This window comes from Streptomyces fodineus, from assembly GCF_001735805.1.
GTDB classification, from domain to species: Bacteria; Actinomycetota; Actinomycetes; order Streptomycetales; family Streptomycetaceae; genus Streptomyces; species Streptomyces fodineus.
This window is the reverse complement of the sequence record NZ_CP017248.1, coordinates 7,953,107-7,969,906: the sequence shown is the minus strand read 5'-3', so window position 1 is coordinate 7,969,906 and position 16,800 is coordinate 7,953,107. Positions and strand designations below refer to the sequence as shown.

Annotated in this window: 14 protein-coding genes; 4 read left to right on the top strand and 10 right to left on the bottom strand. The window is 71.3% G+C overall.

Annotated elements, in window-relative coordinates; translation table 11 throughout:
* Positions 1-257: 257 nt before the first annotated feature.
* Both BFF78_RS34500 and BFF78_RS34495 read right to left on the bottom strand, forming a co-directional pair.
* The gene (locus BFF78_RS34500) at positions 258-1,871 is read right to left on the bottom strand and encodes an amidohydrolase (RefSeq protein WP_069782032.1); all 1,614 of its coding nucleotides are present in this window, start codon (positions 1,869-1,871) and stop codon (positions 258-260) included.
* Positions 1,872-1,941: 70 nt separating this feature from the next.
* Positions 1,942-2,382, bottom strand: coding sequence for an Lrp/AsnC family transcriptional regulator (locus BFF78_RS34495; RefSeq protein ID WP_069782031.1), 441 nt, complete (start codon positions 2,380-2,382; stop codon positions 1,942-1,944).
* Between the two features lie 244 nt (positions 2,383-2,626).
* On the opposite strand from BFF78_RS34495, the gene BFF78_RS34490 reads away from it, so the two are divergent.
* Positions 2,627-3,061, top strand: coding sequence for a hypothetical protein (locus tag BFF78_RS34490; RefSeq protein ID WP_069782030.1), 435 nt, complete (start codon positions 2,627-2,629; stop codon positions 3,059-3,061).
* Positions 3,062-3,067: 6 nt separating this feature from the next.
* Here the strand turns inward: BFF78_RS34490 and BFF78_RS34485 are convergent, their stop codons facing one another.
* From BFF78_RS34485 to BFF78_RS34475, 3 genes are all read right to left on the bottom strand, one after another.
* Complete coding sequence (locus BFF78_RS34485) at positions 3,068-4,165, bottom strand: phosphotransferase family protein (RefSeq protein WP_069782029.1); 1,098 nt, start codon at positions 4,163-4,165, stop codon at positions 3,068-3,070.
* Between the two features lie 109 nt (positions 4,166-4,274).
* Positions 4,275-5,375: an Rv3169 family protein gene (locus BFF78_RS34480; protein WP_069783982.1), complete on the bottom strand. Its 1,101-nt coding sequence runs from the start codon at positions 5,373-5,375 to the stop codon at positions 4,275-4,277.
* A gap of 342 nt (positions 5,376-5,717) precedes the next feature.
* The gene (locus BFF78_RS34475; RefSeq protein WP_069782028.1) at positions 5,718-6,890 is read right to left on the bottom strand and encodes an acyl-CoA dehydrogenase family protein; all 1,173 of its coding nucleotides are present in this window, start codon (positions 6,888-6,890) and stop codon (positions 5,718-5,720) included.
* A gap of 333 nt (positions 6,891-7,223) precedes the next feature.
* Here BFF78_RS34475 and BFF78_RS34470 point away from each other — a divergent pair, with 333 nt between their 5' ends.
* Positions 7,224-8,456, top strand: a complete 1,233-nt coding sequence (locus tag BFF78_RS34470) for a glycoside hydrolase family 18 protein (RefSeq protein ID WP_069782027.1) — start codon at positions 7,224-7,226, stop codon at positions 8,454-8,456.
* A gap of 55 nt (positions 8,457-8,511) precedes the next feature.
* Here the strand turns inward: BFF78_RS34470 and BFF78_RS34465 are convergent, their stop codons facing one another.
* The 5 genes from BFF78_RS34465 to BFF78_RS34450 all read right to left on the bottom strand — a co-directional run bounded on the left by BFF78_RS34465 (position 8,512) and on the right by BFF78_RS34450 (position 13,588).
* Positions 8,512-9,165 carry a TetR/AcrR family transcriptional regulator gene (locus BFF78_RS34465; RefSeq protein WP_069782026.1) on the bottom strand — a complete coding sequence of 218 codons (654 nt, stop codon included), beginning with the start codon at positions 9,163-9,165 and terminating at the stop codon, positions 8,512-8,514.
* An 80-nt stretch (positions 9,166-9,245) separates the two neighbouring features.
* Positions 9,246-9,392: an SCO1431 family membrane protein gene (locus BFF78_RS45665; protein ID WP_107440884.1), complete on the bottom strand. Its 147-nt coding sequence runs from the start codon at positions 9,390-9,392 to the stop codon at positions 9,246-9,248.
* A 68-nt stretch (positions 9,393-9,460) separates the two neighbouring features.
* Entirely contained in the window at positions 9,461-10,828 is a 1,368-nt protein-coding gene (locus BFF78_RS34460; protein ID WP_069782025.1) for a peptidase C39 family protein, read from the bottom strand.
* Between the two features lie 225 nt (positions 10,829-11,053).
* Positions 11,054-12,589 (bottom strand): amino acid permease, encoded by a 1,536-nt coding sequence (locus BFF78_RS34455; protein WP_069782024.1) that lies wholly within the window; start codon positions 12,587-12,589, stop codon positions 11,054-11,056.
* Between the two features lie 42 nt (positions 12,590-12,631).
* On the bottom strand, positions 12,632-13,588 hold the full coding sequence (locus tag BFF78_RS34450; protein WP_193433596.1) for a hypothetical protein: 957 nt from the start codon (positions 13,586-13,588) through the stop codon (positions 12,632-12,634).
* 258 nt (positions 13,589-13,846) lie between these two features.
* Between BFF78_RS34450 and BFF78_RS34445 the strand changes: the two genes are divergently transcribed.
* Positions 13,847-14,467: a uridine kinase family protein gene (locus BFF78_RS34445; RefSeq protein ID WP_069782023.1), complete on the top strand. Its 621-nt coding sequence runs from the start codon at positions 13,847-13,849 to the stop codon at positions 14,465-14,467.
* Positions 14,468-14,895: 428 nt separating this feature from the next.
* Complete coding sequence (locus BFF78_RS34440; RefSeq protein WP_069782022.1) at positions 14,896-16,758, top strand: AAA family ATPase; 1,863 nt, start codon at positions 14,896-14,898, stop codon at positions 16,756-16,758.
* Positions 16,759-16,800 lie beyond the last annotated feature (42 nt).

Genomic DNA, 16,800 nt, shown 5'->3' with positions numbered 1-16,800 from the left:
GCTGAGCCTGGCTCCCAGCGACGGTGCTCCGGTGCGACACACCGTCCCTGACCCAGCGGCGCCGCGCCGAGTTGCGTGAACGCTCCCCGCTCGGGCGTCCGGTGGTGGACTCGGACGAACCTACCGGCCCTCGGCCGTCGACTGTCAACAGCCCTCTGACCTGCGAAGACGGCCTGGACGACCCGGTTGCCACTGAGGATGCGCAGGTCGGGCGGCGGAGCGGCGGCGACCGATCACAGCGGCGCCCCGCCCGTAGATCACTCGCCCGGCCGTACGAACACCGTCCGTCCGCCCACCACGGTGCGCAGGCAGACCGGCAGGTCGTGGCCCGGGGTGAGGTCGGGCAGGCCGGGCGTCCCGGAGCGCGGGTCGGTCGACCAGCGGGCCACCCGGTCGTCGGGGGCCTGTACGACCAGCTCGTCGGTGCGCCAGACCGCGTAGTCGGCGGGCGCGCCCGGCACCAGGACGCCCGCGTCGTCCCGGCCCACGGCCCGCCAGCCGCCGCGCGTGTGCGCGGTGAACGCGGCGCGGACGGAGACCCGGTGCTCGGGCGTGTGGTGGAAGGCGGCGGCGCGGACCGTGCCCCACGGGTCGAGCGGGGTGACCGGGCTGTCGGAGCCGAAGGCGAGCGGCACACCGGCGCGCAGCAGGGCCGCGAAGGGGTTGAGGGTGCGGGCGCGTTCGACGCCCAGTCGCCGGGCGTACATGCCCTCCGCGCCGCCCCACAGTGCGTCGAAGGCGGGCTGCACGGAGGCGATCAGGCCCAGCTCGGCGAAGGCGGCGACGGTCTCGGGGGTGAGCATCTCGGCGTGCTCGACGCGATGGCGGGCGGCGCGGATCCGGGCCAGGCCGAGCTTCTCCGCGGCGGCGCGTACGCCCTCCACGACGGCGCTCAGGGCGGCGTCCCCGATGGCGTGGAAGCCCGCCTGCAGGCCCGCCTCGGTGCAGGCGACCACATGGGCCGCGACGGCCTCGGCGTCCAGGTAGGCGGCGCCGGCGTGGCCGGCGTCGGCGTACGGCTGGTGCAGGCAGGCGGTGTGCGAGCCGAGCGCGCCGTCGGCGAAGAGGTCGCCCGCGGCACCGACGGCGCCCAGTTCCCGGGCCCGGTCGACGTCCTGTTCGGCCCAGTAGCCGACGACACGCGGGCCGGGCACCTCGGCGGCGAGCCGCAGCAGGCCGGTGAAGTCGTCCTCGGAGGAGATCTGCGGCCCTCCGCACTCGTGCACCGAGCCGATGCCGAGGGAGGCCGCGTGCGCGAGGGCGGTGCGCTGGGCCTCGGCGCGCTGGGCGGGGGTGACGGCGGCCAACGCGGTCTCGCGAACGACGTGATGGGCCTCGCGGGTCAGCGGGGCGTCCTCGCGGGAAACGTCGCCGGGGACCAGGTCCAGCAGGGCCGTGGTGACGACCGCCGAGTGCACGTCGATGCGGGAGAGGTACAGCGGGCGGCCGCCGGTGGCCTCGTCGAGTTCGGCGCGCGTCGGCGGACGCCCGCCGGGCCAGCGGGCGGCGTCCCAGCCGTGGCCCAGCAGGACGCGGTCGTGTGGGCGGGCGGCGGCGAAGTCGCGGACCAGGGCGAGGGCGGCGTCCAGGGAGGGCGCGTCGCACAGGTCGAGGCCGGTCAGGGCGAGGCCGGTGGCGGTGGTGTGCACATGGGCGTCGGTGAAGGCCGGGGTGACCAGGGCGCCGTCGAGGTCGATCACCTCGTCCACGCCGTCGGCGAAGGCGTCGGCGGCGCCCTCGGAGCCGACCCAGGCGACGTGGCCGGCCTCCACGACCATCGCCGTGGCGAAGGGGTCGGCGGGGCTGTGGACCTCGCCTCGGCGCAGGAGGACGGTCTTGGGGGGCTCGGGGTCGGCGGTGCGGTCGCTCATAGCGGACAGTTTCCCGCCCCGGCCGGCGCCGGCTGTACTCGGGGCGCCCGCAGCGCACCCCGCGCGGTCGTCAGATCCGGGGTGGCCGTGCCTCGTACGGCGTCGACAGAACCACCGTCGTACGCGTCGACACACCGGCCAGGCTCCGCAGCCTCGCCAGCAGTTCCTCCAGTTCGTGCGGGGTCGCCACCCGGACCTTGAGGATGTAGTTCTCGTCGCCCGCGACGCTGTGGCAGGCCTCGATCTCGGGGACTCCGGCGAGGCGGTCGGAGATGTCGTCGGGGGCGCTGGGGTCGAACGGTTTCACCGAGATGAACGCGGTGAGCGGCAGCCCGACGGCCTCGGGGTCGACCACCGCGGCGTAGCCGCGGATGACGCCACGCTGTTCCAGCCTGCGCACCCGCTGGTGCACGGCCGACGTGGACAGGCCCGTGGCCTTGCCCAGGTCTGTGTAGCTCATCCGCCCGTCCTTGACGAGCAGCTGCACGATCTGTCGGTCCAGCTCCTCCATGGCGCCAAAACCTACAGTGCGCTTGATCTCCTGGGATAGCCGAGAGCGCAGGTCATCGCCGGTTCGATACAAAAAGCGGCGCATAAGGCCCGCAGTTCGCACCTGCACATGGCATGTGACGAACGCCACACAGCTGGAACCGGCTCCGTGATGTTCTCGTGATTACCGCCGAGAGCGGACGGGAAGTGCTTGCTGTGGTCGAGGCCGCAGCGCCTTCACGGCCCAGCCTTAGGGGGAGAGTCCCATGCAGAGTGTCCATCGCCCTGGTCGATCCGCGTCCAAGCGGCAGCAGCAGGTCGCCGAGCCCGAGCCGGAGGGCGTCGAACCCGACGCCCTCGACGAGGAACCGGACGCCTACGACACCTTCGAGATGTACCGGGTGGTCTGCCCGGACTGCGCCCAGCCGATCGCCCTGCTGGCGGACGAGGTGGTCCTGCCCGAGCACGCGCTGTGCGCCTCGCCGTGGAATCCGTTCGGGCTCACGGTCTGTGCGGGTACGGGCCGTGCGGCGGCCGACGCCCGCCCCGCGGACGAGACCGTCGAGCCGCAGGAGCAGGACACCGCCCTGCTGCTGACGCTCCCCCAGGGCCTTGACTGGCGGACGCAGCCCTTCTCGCACGTCGGCGGCCCGGGTTCGCGCCCGATGCGCGTGCCGGCGATGCGCCGCCAGGCCGCCTGAGCCGGCTCACCGCATCCAGTAGGTGCCCTGCACCATGGCGCGCAGGCTGTCGTGGTGCAGGATCAGCGTGTCCGGGTCCGCCGGTACGGCGACCTCGCCGAAGTGCGCCTGGCGGTAGGCGATGCGCAGCATGACGATCGCGTGCCGCAGGGCGGCGTAGAGGGTGTGGAAGTCCATGTCGCGCGGGGTGTGTCCGGTCAGGAGCGCGTAGCGGGCCTCGACGCGGTCGCGGCGCAGGAAGTCCGGCAGTCCGGCCTGTCCGGAGGCGACCGCGAGGTCGTGGAAGAAGCGGTGCAGATAGACGGTCCAGCCGAGGTCGACCTCGCGCGGGGCGAGCGCCGCCATCTCCCAGTCCAGGACGGCGACGGGGTCGAAACCGTCGTAGACGACGTTCCCGATGCGCGCGTCGCCCCAGCTGAGGACGGGTTCGCCCGCCTCGCGCGGCCACAGCTGCTCCAGGCGGTCGAAGGCGGCCTCGATGAGGGGTGAGCGGGGCCGGCCGTCGATCACCCAGGCGTAGTAGGCGCGTTGGGCCGTCACATGCCGGCGCAGTGGGTCTCCCGGGCCGGGCGAGGCGAGAAACCGGGCTTCGGCAAGCGGCACTTGGTCGTGCAGGCGCGCCAGCAGTCCGACGGTCGCGGCCTCCAGGTGCTCGCGCTCGGCGTCACTCGCGCCGTGCAGCCAGCTGCCCTCGTAGGTGTACGGCATGACATCCGGCGGCACACGTCCGGCGACCCGCTCCATGACGAAGAACGGCGCCCCGAGCGGGCCCGGGTCCTCCTCCAGCCACAGCACGCGGGGTACGGGCACGTCCGTGCGCTCGGCCACCAGGCACAGGGTGCGGTACTGGCGGGCCATGTCGTACTCGGGGAAGACGGTGTACGCCGCCGGGTCCGCCGCCAGCCGCAACGCACAGGCGCTGCAAGGTGTTTCGGGGTGCTCGATGTCGAACAGCAGGGTCTCGCTGGACATGCCGTTGGGGGCCGGGACGGTGACGCCGGTCGCCTTGGCTCCGGGGAGCCTGGTGCCGAGCCAGACGGTGAGGCGGCGGGTCAGGTCTTCCGGGTCGCGGGTGGTGGTGCGGGGGCGCGGTGCCGTGGCCATGCGGGCTCCTCCCTCGGGGGTACGACCGATGTCTCAGGGGGCGGCCGACGTCTCCGGGCGGAACCGATGCCGCACGGTGGGACCGATGCCGCAGGGCGCGACCGATGTCTCAGGGCGCGACCGAGTCGAAGCCGGTGAAGCCGCTCGGGTCGTGCCGGCCGAACGAGCCGTGCTCGAAGATGCCGTGCCCGGTCCGCCCGTCGAACCGGAAGCGGGCGGAGTGGTCGGTGACGCCGTAACCGGCCAGGGGGTGCGGCAGGGTCATGTCGTAGGTGCGCCGGTCGGTCCAGCCGGGGCCCCGCCAGGTCCCGTGCTGCCAGTCGTCCGCCGGCGGATAGCCCGCGCCGAGCGCGAGCGGTGAGGAGGCGAGGATCTCGACGTCGAGCTTCCGCGGCTCCCGGGCGTCCCCCAGATGGATGACCGCGCGTTCCGGGTGGCGGGTGCCGGAGCGGTAGCCGATCTCGACCTGCGGCCAGCCCAGTTGGCGGTCGCGGTGGCCGGGGCGGGCCAGGGTGGCGTCGTTCAGGGAGCGGTAGCCGTCGGCGTCCTCCTGGGTGACGACCATCAGGAAGCGGTCCTCGAAGCGGACCGGGCACCAGATCCAGTGGAAGCCCTCGGTGGGGTGGTCCGCGGCGAGCCGCCCGCCGTCCTCGCCCGGCACCGGCCGCACGCCCCAGCTGCGGTCCCGGGTACCGGTCCAGTCGTCCGCGGTGACCCGGAACTCCTCGCCCCCGGCCCGGATGACGCCCTGAGCGGTGCCCGCCTGGACGAAGCGGCGGCCCTCCAGGGTGAGCCGGTCGCCCCGGCGCTGCAGGTGGTGCGGCTCCCAGAGGGCGGGGAAGGCGGCCGTCCAGGTGAGGTCGTACGACAGCTGCTCGTCCTCGCAGATCAGGCGCAGTTCCCGCAGCGGGCGCGAGACCTCGATGCGCAGCGGCCCGACGGCGAGCCGCATCCGGTCCTCCCTCAGGGCGTCCGAGGCACGGACGGCGTGCAGGGTGTCCCCGGTGCGCAGGGTGGCGTAGGCGTCGGTCACGCCCAGGTTGGGGTAGACGCCGAGGCCGAGGATGAGCAGGGCGCGTTCGGCGTGGTCGAAGACATGGAAGATGCAGCGGTCGTAGGCGTTCCGGTCGCCGGTCGCCACGTGCTTCATGGACAGCGGCACCTGGTGCACGGGGTACTCGTCGAGCGGTACGGGACGGTCGTCGGCCACGGACACCCCCTGAACGATGGTCGGCTGACGGTACGTCAGATGACCTGAGGAGGCCAGAGCGGGAACCGGACACGCCTGAACTGACGCTCGATTCCGCCGGGCGGTGACCTGACCGGGCACTGCCGCGTTGCCCAGGCATGACCCCCACGTACTCGGTCACCGGGCGTCAGCGCCGCATCTTCGTCCCGCGCCCCGCAGAATCGGTTCCGCCGCCGGTGCCGCAGGACCCGCCGATCTACCGCGACCTCATGCGGACCTGGGCCGACCGGGGACGGACCCTGCCGGGCCGCCACGACCCGGAGTGGATCAGGCTGGCGGCCCCGACGGTCCTCACGGGGCAGTTCAGCGAGCTTCGGGTCCCGCCACGTGACGGGCGATGACCATCCGCTGGATCTGGTTGGTACCCTCGACGATCTGCAGGACCTTGGCCTCGCGCATATAGCGCTCGGCCGGGAAGTCGGCGGTGTAGCCGTAGCCGCCGAGTATCTGCACGGCGTCCGTGGTGACCTTCATGGCCGTGTCGGTGCAGTGCAGCTTCGCCATGGCGGCCTGCTTGGCGAACGGCTTGCCGGCGTCGCGCAGCCGGGCCGCCGCGAGGTAGAGCGCGCGGCCGGCCTCGATCTGGGTGGCCATGTCGGCGATCATGAAGCGCAGGCCCTGGAAGTCTGCGATGGGACGGCCGAACTGCCGGCGCTGGGTGGCATAGCCGACCGCCTCGTCCAGTGCGGCCTGGGCGAGGCCGATGGCGCAGGCGGCGATACCGAGCCGCCCGGCGTCCAGGGCGGACAGGGCGATGAAGAAGCCCTGGCCCTCCTCGCCGATCCGCCGGTCGTCGCCGACCCGGACGCCGTCGAAGTGGACCTGGGCGGTGGGCGATCCCTTCATGCCCATCTTCTTCTCGGGCGACGCCGCGCTCAGACCCGGGGTGTCCCCGGGGACGAGGAAGGCGGTGATCCCGCGCGGGCCCTCCTCACCGGTGCGGGCCATCACGGTGTAGAAGTCGGCGATGCCACCGTGCGTGATCCAGGCCTTGGTGCCGTCGATCACCCACGCGTCGCCGTCCCGGACGGCCTTGGTGCGCAGTGAGGCCGCGTCGGAGCCCGAGGACGGCTCGGAGAGGCAGTAGGCGCCGAGCAGGCCGCCGCCGAGCATGGCGGGCAGATGCTCGACCTGCTGCTGCTTGGTCCCGTAGGCGGCGAGGCCGTAGGCGGCGAGGGTGTGCACGCTGACGCCGAGGCCCACGGTGAGCCGGGCCGCGGCCAGCTCCTCCAGGACCTGGAGGTAGACCTCGTAGGGCTGGTCACCGCCGCCGTACTCGGAGTCGTACGGAAGGCCCAGCAGGCCCGATTCCGACAACAGGGTGAAGACCTCGCGCGGGAAGCGTCCCGCGTCCTCCTCCTCGGCGGCCTTCGGCGCTATCTCGCGCTGGGCGATGTCCCGGACGAGCGCGAGCAGATCCCGCGCCTCCTCCGTCGGCAGCTGACGCTCCACCGGCTGCGGGTCGCGGTCGGACATGGCGTCGGTCTCCTCCCTGGTCGGGCACCGGCGGTCTGGCCCTGGGGGTGGGGGCGGCTCCGCCTGGTCTTTCCGGATGGCCGAAGGCGCCCTCTCCCGGGTCTCGGAAGCGGCTGACCAGCGGCTGTGCGCTGTGAGTATGCCCGATCAGCGACCTCCCGTCACCAGTTAACGACCGCTTACTTCAAGAATCCAGTCGGACCCGGCCCACGACCTCGAAATTGGTCCGAACCATTGACGCAGTGGTCTAGTCCTCCTACCGTGCATGACCAACGCTTTACCGCGTTCATGCCAACCGGCGCGCCTTCCCCTCTCCCCCAGGAGGAGACACCGATGCACATCCCCCACCGCTCCCGGCTGCGGGCGCTGGTCTCGGCGGCGTGTACCGCCGCCCTCGGCGCCTCACTGCTCGCCGGCGCGGGCACCGCCACCGCCGCCGCCCCGGCCGCACCGCAGGCCAAGGCCGGCTCGAAGATCGTCGGCTACTTCACGGAGTGGGGCACCTACGACCGCAAGTACTACGTCAGGAACATCGAGACCTCGGGCTCCGCGGCCAGACTGACCCACATCAACTACGCCTTCGGCAACGTCACCGGCGGCAAGTGCGCCATGGGCGACTCCTACGCGGCCACCGACCGCGCCTACACCGCCGCCGAATCGGTGGACGGCGTCGCCGACACCTGGGACCAGCCGCTGCGCGGCAACTTCAACCAGTTGCTGAAACTGAAGAAGAAGCACCCCGGCCTGAAGATCCTGTGGTCCTTCGGCGGCTGGACCTGGTCCGGCGGCTTCGGTGACACCGCGAAGAACCCCGCCGCCTTCGCCCAGTCCTGCTACGACCTGGTGAAGAACTCCAAGTGGGCGGGGCTGTTCGACGGCATCGACATCGACTGGGAGTACCCGAACGCCTGCGGCAACAGCTGCGACACCAGCGGCCGGGAGGCGTTCAAGAACGTCATGGCGGCGCTGCGGTCGAAGTTCGGCGGCAGCGCGCTGGTCACGGCGGCGATCACCGCGGACGCCTCCGGCGGCGGCAAGATCGACGCGGCGGACTACGCGGGCGCCGCCCAGTACGTGAACTGGTACAACCCGATGACCTACGACTACTTCGGCGCCTGGGACGCGACCGGCCCGACGGCCCCGCACTCCCCGCTCACCTCCTACTCCGGCATCCCGAAGGCGGGGTACAACACCTCGGCGACCATCGCCAAGCTCAGGGGGCTCGGCATCCCGGCGTCCAAGCTGCTGCTCGGCATCGGCTTCTACGGCCGCGGCTGGACCGGGGTCACCCAGGCGGCGCCCGGCGGCACGGCGACCGGCCCGGCGGCGGGGACGTACGAGCAGGGCATCGACGACTACAAGGTGCTCAAGACCAAGTGCCCGGCCACCGGCACCGTGGGCGGCACGGCCTACGCCAAGTGCGGGAGCGACTGGTGGAGTTACGACACCCCGGCGACCCTCGCCACGAAGATGACGTACAAGAACCAGCAGGGTCTCGGCGGCACCTTCTTCTGGGAGCTGAGCGGCGACACCGCGAACGGTGAGCTGATCAGGGCCATCCACTGACCCCGTGCCGGGGGCACTCGGGAGCGGGGGACCACGAGCCTCCGCTCCCCGTGTGTCATCCGCCGCGGCGAGCCGGCTGCGGCGCCGGGTAGGCCGGGTCCAGCTCCTCGACGGCACGCAGGGCTCCGCCGAGCGTCTTCACCAGCAGCGCGCGCATGGTGTCGCGGGACAGTTCGGGGCGGTCGATCCAGTCCAGGGTCGCGCCCTCCACACTGCACACCCAGGAGAGCAGGCCCATCCGGGCCAGCGGGGCGATGTCGCCGCGGCCGTAGGCGCCTTCGGCGATGGTGGCGATGATCGCCTCGCGCACGCCGTCCCGGATGGCGTGCACCTCGGCGTCGAAGCCGACGCCGCCGCTGACGATGGTGCGGTAGGCGGCCTGATGCTGCTCGGCGTAGCGCAGATAGCCGTCGATGGTGCGGTGGACGCGATCCACGGCGGACATCGCGAGGCCGCTCGCGGCGGAGGTGACCAGGTCGGCGACGGAGTCCTGGACGATCGCCAGGTAGTAGCCCCGCTTGGACTGGAAGTAGTAGTAGATCAGCCCCTTGGCGACATGGGCCTGGCGGGCTATGTCGTCCATGGACAGCGCGTCGTAGGACGTGTCGGCGAACAACTTCCGCCCGATGGCGATGAGTTCGGCGCGACGCGCCACCGAACGCTCGGTACCGCGCACCCGGGGTCGGACGGCGGCACGCTGCTGCGGCATGTTCAATTTCGACCCTGTTCCAGGCGGCGGCGGGACCTCCGCAGTATGTCAGAACATGCCGCACACGTGAGCGGATCGCGTCAGAGCAGGCCGAGCTGGGTCACGAGCATCGCGAGGACCGCGACGAGGACCCAGCCCATGACGTGCTCGAAGATCTTCGGGCCGTCTTCCTGCGGGCCGCCGGTGCGGGCGCGGGCGGCGGTGGCCGGGTGCGCGGTCATATCCATTTGTCCACCTTGCCACCCGCGACGGCGTTTGCGGCGATGAGCTTGGTCACACGGTGGTGCTCACCCGGTCAGCGCACACCCACCGCCGCGAGCGCCTTGCGCTGGCGCGGGTTCGGGCGGGCCGGGAAGTAGAGGTAACACACTCCCCCGCTGCCGGAGACGACCTTGCCGGAGGCGTTGTACCGCTTGGTGCGCAGCCAGATGTTCTCGAACTCCCGGCGCAGATAGACCCGTCGTACGGCGTCGTCGCTCGGCGAGGCCGGGTCATTGGCGATCACGTCGCCGTCCGCGGTGAAGCCGATCACGGTCATCAGATGGCCGGAGGTGCCGTAGCCGGCGCCGGTCAGCTCGGTCTTCAGGAACGACTGGGACGTTATGGCCGGGATGCCGGCCGCGATCAGTGTCTCCAGGTCGGTGAGCGAGGCGAGCCGTGTGACCACGCCCTGGAGGCCCTCGAAGGTGGCGGCGTAGGCGGCGTTGAACGGCCAGTTGCCGCAGCCCTGGTACTGGTAGTCGTAGGTGAAGCGGGCGGCGTTGTCGACCTGCGGGTCGGCGTAGGAGGGGTCGACCCACGACAACTGCCCGGGGGTGAGCCGGCCGCCCCAGTACTCGATGATCATCTGCGAGGAGGTGGGGCTGCACCAGGCCTCGCCGCCGTTGTCGTACTCCGGGTACTGGCCCTTGTGGATCTCCTGCGAGTAGCGCGGGACGGCCAGTTCCTGGGCGAGGCCGGGGGTGGAGGCGGGGACCGTGAAACGGTCGGGGATGTCGGAGCCCATGGCACCGAGCCGCCACACGGTCGGGGTCAGCTGCGTGCCGGGCTTGCGGTAGAGGGTGAGGCGCAGCCGGTACGACGTCAGGCGCAGACCGGTGCTCGCGTCGTCGATGGAGAAGGTGTCGGTCCAGATGGTGCTCCTGCCGTCGGTCTGGCCGTCCACCGAGGTCCGCTTGATGTCCTGGTCGCCCGCCGCCCAGCGGCCCATCACGTACCAGGGCGTCTCGGTGCCGTCGGAGTAGGTGCCCCGCAGTTCCACCTGGAGCCAGGTGCCCTCGGGGGTGTGCGCGTTCCAGGAGGCGACGACCTCGGTGGCGGGGGTGGTGAGCCGGTGGACCGGGCCGGTCCAGGTGGCGTACTCCCAGGTGGCGGTCGTGCCGGTGTGCGGGTCGGTGTAGTCGGTGCGGCCCGCGGGGGCGCCGATCACGACGCCGGGGCGGGCGCCGGAGACGGCCCGCACCCCCTGGGTGGCGCCGAGGCGCCACTCGCGGTACGTGGTCCAGGAGTGGTAGTCGATCGGGCGGGTCTGCGTCCGGCCGGGGTCGTCGGCCTCGGAGGCGGGACGCTGCACGGCGGCGGCGGGGGCCGTTCCGCCGGCCACCGCCGCGGCGACGGCGACGCTCAGGACGGTTCTGCGGGACGGCTGTTGGGCTCTGCTCATGGGCGCGATTACCCCCAGGTGTCCGGTGATCCGGTGCGGTGTGTGCGCCAACTATGGAGCAGGCGGCATGGCGCTGCCAGCACTTCCGCGCATGCCGCGCCATGAATATTGGTCTCGGCCACTGGAAGGAGGACAGGCGGGACAGCGCGCCGAAGCGGCGCGGGGAACTGCGCGACCGGCCCACCGCGGCCCGCCACGGCGCACAGCCGTCCGAGCCGGCCCCCGCTAGACGAGATCCATCGCCGCGACCTCGTCGGGGCGGCCGTAGCTGACCGGCCCCTGGAAGCGGCGGCGGGCCGTGGCGAACCACCAGACCGTTGCCACGACCAGCACCGCGCCGAGCGCGATGGGCGCGTAGTTGAAGGTGTCGACGGTGATCGGGGAGGCCTGCGGCAGCATGAACAGGACGCTGCTGAGCACGATCCAGATCACCGCGAGCCACCCCACCGGCCGGCCCCAGCGGCCCAGGTGCCAGGGTCCGGGCTCGAATGCGGTGCCGAGCCGCAGCCGCAGGAAGATCGGCACGGCGTAGGCGAGGAAGAGGCCGACCACATTGACGCTGACGATCGCGGTGAAGGCGGTGTGCGACCACCAGCCCGGCACGACCAGGGCCAGCGAGCAGGCCACCGCGAGCCACACCGCCTTCACGGGCGTACGGGTGCGCGGCGAGACCGAGTGCCACCAGCGGGAGCCGGGCATGGCGCCGTCCCGGGAGAAGGCGAAGATCTGCCGGGTGTTGCTGGTGAGGTTGGCGAGACCGCAGAAGAGCATCGCGCCGATGACGATGAGGAGCATGATCTTGGCGGTACGCAGACCGAGGCCGTCGATGAGGATCTGGACCGGCGGCGCTTCGGAAGAGGCCACCTTGGCGTAGTCGCCAATGCTGTAGACCAATGCCAGCATCAGGATCAGCCCGGTGATCGCCGAATAGCCGATGGCGCGTGTGATGCCCTTCGGCGCGTTGACCGTCGCACGGACCGTTTCCTCGGACATGTGGAAGCTGCCGTCGAACCCGGTGAACGTCCAGCTCGTGACGAGCAGGCCGAGCATGCCGCCGTAAAGTCCGTTCGTGAAGCCGGTGTTGTTCTCGAAATGCGTCACGAACGACGCCGGCTGATGATGATCCGGCATCACTGTGAGTGCGCCGACGATCACGACGAGTCCGATCAGCAGCCACCACACGGAAATACGGTTCAGCACGGCGACGAGCTGGACGGTGTAGGTGTTGGCGAGGCCCTGTACGACGATGACCAGGGCCGTGATCAGGACCGTCTGGTGCACGGTCGGCTGGTAGGAGGGCCACTGCAGGTTCATGAAGGCCTGGATGAAGGTCGCGGCCGCATAGCCGGTGGCGGCGGTCCCGCCGATCTGGCCGACGAAGTTGAGCCAGCCCGTGAACCAGGACCAGGCTCCCTTGTGCCGCTTTGCAAGTTTACCGGCGGAGAAATAAAGGGCACCGCTCGTCGGATAGGCCGAGGCGACTTCCGCCATGGCCGCGCCGATGAGCAGCACCATGACGCAGACGCCGATCCAGCCGAACACCAGAATGCGGGGGCCGCCCGCGTTCATACCGAACCCGAAGGACGAGAAAATGCCCGACAGGATATTGATGATGGTGAAGGAGATCGCGAAATTGTCGAACGCCTGGAAGCGCCGGGTGAGTTTCCGCGGATAACCCATCGCGTGCAGGGTCGCGTCGTCGTCGAGCAGGTCTTCGCCCGCGCGGGCCTTCGCCCGGGACGTCGATGTCCGTTCCGACACAGATCGGCCTTTCTCTCGGTGAAGGGGCAGAGCATGTGCAGATCAGTCGGGTCGCGGTACGGGCAGGCCGCAGGCGCGCCGGGCCCGGGAGAGCTGCTCGACGGGGTCGCCGAAGGCGCTCCAGGGCATGCGCGAGGCGTACGGGCCCATCGCCGTGAAAACCGCCCGGGCCTCGAACTCGCACTGGGCCATGACCAGCGCGTGCGCGAGGTAGGCCAGGTCGAGCACCGGAGTGAAACGGTAACGGGCCGCCTCGGGCAGCCAGTTGTGGTAGATCGACAGCGCGGTGGACCGCCACTGCGGCTGTTCCCAGATGCGGTCGGCGAGCAGCTGGGTGGGGTTGTAGCTCTCCACCAGGGCCACCAGGGGCAGCAGCCGGAGGGCGGAGTCGGCGGGCGCCCGCTGGCTGAGGAAGGCGGCCACGTCCCAGGCCGCGTTGACCGAGCCGCCGTACCGCGTGAAGAAGCACGACAGGAAGCGGTGGTGGGCCTCGCGATGCCAGGGGTCCAGCGACAGGATGTGCGCGAACAGCCGCCAGGGACCGGGCGGGGCGGTGAGCAGGCCCTGCGGGGCCGGCTCGCGCAGCCGGTGCAGCCGGGCCATGGCGAGCTTGGCGACCCAGGGCGTGGGGTCCTCGGGTGCCAGGACGGCGGCCCGGTCGCAGGCGGTCAGGGCGATCCGCTCCAGCGCCTCGGCGCGCTCGTCGAGGGCGTCGGCCGCCCGCAGTGCGCGCTGTACCGCCACCCGCGCCCACATCAGCGCCGCCTCGGGCGTCGGCTCCTCGGCGAGCCAGCGCTCGACCAGATCGGTGCCGGCCGCCTCGGAGGCGAGGACCAGCGAGCGATGGGCGCGCAGCGCGAAGTCGGAACGTGTCTCGGCGAGGGCTTCGTACGCGTATCGATAACGTCCGGCGCGCACATCGACGCATACGCTCGCCAGGACACGGTCGTCGGCCGCCGGATGCCACACATAGTGCCCTTCGAATAACTCCGCGGCCATGTCCCCCTGCCAGTCCCCGTGCGACGCACAGTGGTTGCGCTGAAGGCACCCTACTCAGCGGCGGGCACACCCGGAACGCCGAATTCGACATATCGGTCAGGCGATTCGCGAATGTTTATCCATGCCCTTGACTGGCCGCCGGCCGATGATTCAAAACGCGACTTTCTCGCCGGGCAACTTCGACGGTCCGCCCCTATGGGCCACTACTACACTGTTTCCGGAAAACCACCCACACCGACCCACACCTCGGGAACCACCATGCGCGACCTCGCCGCCCGGCTGCGCGGGCTTCCCCCCTCCCTCGGGCCGGTCCGGCTGATCGGCGTCGACGGACACGCCGGCGCGGGAAAGTCCACCTTCGCCGGGCACTTGGCCGCAGCTCTCGGCGGGGCCCCGGTCCTGCACCTCGACGACATCGCCAGCCATGAGCAGCTCTTCGCGTGGACCGACCGGCTGATGACCCAGGTGATCCACCCGCTCGCCCGCGGCGAGCGCGCGCACTACACCCCCTACGACTGGCGCGCCCGCGCGTTCGGCGCGCCGCGCCCGCTGCCGGCCGCGCCCGTGGTCCTCGTCGAGGGGGTCGGCGCCGGCCGCCGGGCACTGCGGCCGCATCTGACGGTACTGCTGTGGATGGAGACACCCCGCGGCGAGTCCTGGACGCGGGGCCGGCTGCGGGACGGGGCGGAGCAGCGCGAGTTCTGGGAGGGATGGGTCGCGGCGGAGCGCGCGCATTTCGCCGAGGATCCCTCGCGCCCCCATGCCGATCTCCTGGTACTGCAGACGCCCAAGGGGTACGAGGTACTGCCGGGACCTGCGTCAACTCGTGGACCGGACCAAAGCGTAACCCAGAGTAACGAACCGTCCTCGTTGTGGTGAACCTGTGAAGACCCCTTGCGGGGGAACTTCTCCGAGTGCCTCAACTCCGCTTGACCTGGGGGCCGTACAGGTCTTACGTTCTCAATGTGCGGTCATTCGGTACCGCCCACCGACGCGAAGCCCCCGGTTGTTCCCCCGTGACCGGGGGCTTCGTTCTGCCCGCGTCATGTTTTCGGGGCGCCGCGCGCGCCGTTCCGCTCACCCTGGGTCACCGAATGCCGTGCGCCCCGTCTGCTCCCACCTCGTCAAACGGCCCGTGCGGCACCCTTCGGCAGGCGGTCGTCGCGCGGGTACGATGCCCTCGGTGCGACCTTCGAGGCTGCCTGGCGCACCTGTAACTCCGGTCCGCGGAACGGCGGTTCGACCGCGGCGGCCGTCGGGCGACTGCCCGGTGGTGAACCACGGGGCACGGTCTGTGGGGGGACGGGATGGACTTCGGCACGCAGGGCCCCGAGGCCCCGGCCGACCTGGCCTGGCTGCGGGGTGTGGACGCCTACACGATGGGCGCCTATCCGCAGGCGGAGGAGGAGTTCCGCGCCGCGGTGCGGATGGACTCCGGGATGGCCGACGGCTGGCTCGGGCTGCACGCGCTCCGGATCGACACGACGACCTCGCTGCTCAGGATGTTCCGGCACCGCGACCGCTTCGGCGAACAGCGCGCCCGGCACCGCAGGACGCTCAACTCCTGGTACTGGCTGGGCTGGTGGGTCCAGCCGGTGCTGGAGAGCCCACGCGATCTGCTGCTCGCGCACGCCTCGCACTGGCTGGACGGCCGGCACGTGCCCGAGCTGGACCGGGCCCTCGCCGGACTCCCCCCGGTCGACACCGACCCGCAGGTCCGCTTCCTGCACGCCTGCCGCTCCTATCTGGTCAAGGACTGGGAGCAGCTGGTACGGCACACCGACCCGCTGCTGGACGATCCCATGCTCGGCATCGAGGCGGGCCTGTTCGGCGGCATGGCCAGAGTCCGGCTGGAGATGTACGGCCAGGCCGAACCGCTGCTGTCGGCGGCGCTGATGCGCTGCCGCAGTGAGCAGCCCCAGCGCAAGGAGCTGCGCTACTGGCTGGCCCGGGCGCACGAGGGAACGGGACGCTCCGCCGCCGCACTCCCCCTGTACCGGGCCGTGCACCGGGTCGACCCCGCCTTCATGGACACCTCGGCACGGCTGGCGGCGATCGCCGAGGGCGACGGGTACGACGACACCGCCGGCCTCGCCGCGATCAGCCTGACCGGGGCCGGACAGGACAGCGTGGACGGACCCGACGGTTTCGATCCGCTCTTCGGCACCGAGGGCCGTGATCTGCGGCTGCCGGAGCCGGATCTGCCGACGGGGCCCCTGCCGTCGGTGAGCGATCCGCTGGTGCGGGCGAAGACTGGGGTCTCCTCCTCGCCGATCCCGGCCGGGCCGACCGACCCCGCACTGCTTGAGGAGGCGCTCGCCGAACTGGAGCGCATGGTGGGGCTGGAACCGGTGAAACGCCAGGTCAAGGCGTTGTCCGCGCAGTTGAACATGGCCCGGCTGCGAGCCGGGCAGGGGCTGCCGGTGCAGCCGCCGAAACGGCACTTCGTCTTTTCCGGGCCGTCGGGCACCGGGAAGACCACGGTGGCGCGGATTCTGGGGCGGGTGTTCTACGCGCTCGGGTTGCTCGGCGGTGATCACCTGGTCGAGGCCCAGCGGGCGGACCTGGTCGGCGAGTACCTCGGGCAGACGGCCGTGAAGGCCAACGAGCTGATCGACTCCGCGATCGGCGGGGTGCTGTTCGTGGACGAGGCGTACTCGCTGTCCAACTCCGGGTACGGCAAGGGCGACGCGTACGGCGACGAGGCCTTGCAGGTGCTGCTGAAGCGGGCCGAGGACAACCGGGACCACCTGGTGGTGATCCTCGCCGGCTACCCGGAGGGCATGGACCGGCTGCTGGCCGCGAACCCCGGGCTGTCCTCCCGCTTCACCACCCGTGTCGACTTCCCCTCCTACCGGCCGCAGGAACTCACCGAGATCGGGAAGGTGCTGGCCGCGGAGAACGGGGATCTGTGGGACGAGGAGGCGCTGGAGGAACTGCGCTCCATCGCCGGTCATGTGGTCGAGCAGGGGTGGATCGACGAGCTGGGCAACGGGCGGTTCCTGCGGACGCTGTACGAGAAGAGCTGCGCGTATCGGGATCTTCGGCTGTCGACGTATGCGGGGTCCCTGTCCCGGGAGGACTTGGCCACGCTTCGGCTGCCCGATCTCATGCAGGCGTACGGGGAGGTGCTGTCGGGGCGGGGGCCGCAGGATCCGCCGGGTATGTGAGAGCGCCCCGAACGGGCGCGGGGCCGTGTTTGATCTGCGGCT

What these genes read in the sequence shown, in the direction of transcription:
- BFF78_RS34440 (WP_069782022.1), top strand. Translation starts at nt 14,896, where the DNA reads ATGGACTTCGGCACGCAGGGCCCCGAGGCCCCGGCCGACCTGGCCTGG.
- BFF78_RS34450 (WP_193433596.1), bottom strand. Translation starts at nt 13,588, where the DNA reads ATGGCCGCGGAGTTATTCGAAGGGCACTATGTGTGGCATCCGGCGGCC.
- BFF78_RS34475 (WP_069782028.1), bottom strand. Translation starts at nt 6,890, where the DNA reads ATGTCCGACCGCGACCCGCAGCCGGTGGAGCGTCAGCTGCCGACGGAG.
- BFF78_RS34465 (WP_069782026.1), bottom strand. Translation starts at nt 9,165, where the DNA reads ATGCCGCAGCAGCGTGCCGCCGTCCGACCCCGGGTGCGCGGTACCGAG.
- BFF78_RS45665 (WP_107440884.1), bottom strand. Translation starts at nt 9,392, where the DNA reads ATGGATATGACCGCGCACCCGGCCACCGCCGCCCGCGCCCGCACCGGC.
- BFF78_RS34490 (WP_069782030.1), top strand. Translation starts at nt 2,627, where the DNA reads ATGCAGAGTGTCCATCGCCCTGGTCGATCCGCGTCCAAGCGGCAGCAG.
- BFF78_RS34500 (WP_069782032.1), bottom strand. Translation starts at nt 1,871, where the DNA reads ATGAGCGACCGCACCGCCGACCCCGAGCCCCCCAAGACCGTCCTCCTG.
- BFF78_RS34470 (WP_069782027.1), top strand. Translation starts at nt 7,224, where the DNA reads ATGCACATCCCCCACCGCTCCCGGCTGCGGGCGCTGGTCTCGGCGGCG.
- BFF78_RS34485 (WP_069782029.1), bottom strand. Translation starts at nt 4,165, where the DNA reads ATGGCCACGGCACCGCGCCCCCGCACCACCACCCGCGACCCGGAAGAC.
- BFF78_RS34495 (WP_069782031.1), bottom strand. Translation starts at nt 2,382, where the DNA reads ATGGAGGAGCTGGACCGACAGATCGTGCAGCTGCTCGTCAAGGACGGG.
- BFF78_RS34445 (WP_069782023.1), top strand. Translation starts at nt 13,847, where the DNA reads ATGCGCGACCTCGCCGCCCGGCTGCGCGGGCTTCCCCCCTCCCTCGGG.
- BFF78_RS34460 (WP_069782025.1), bottom strand. Translation starts at nt 10,828, where the DNA reads ATGAGCAGAGCCCAACAGCCGTCCCGCAGAACCGTCCTGAGCGTCGCC.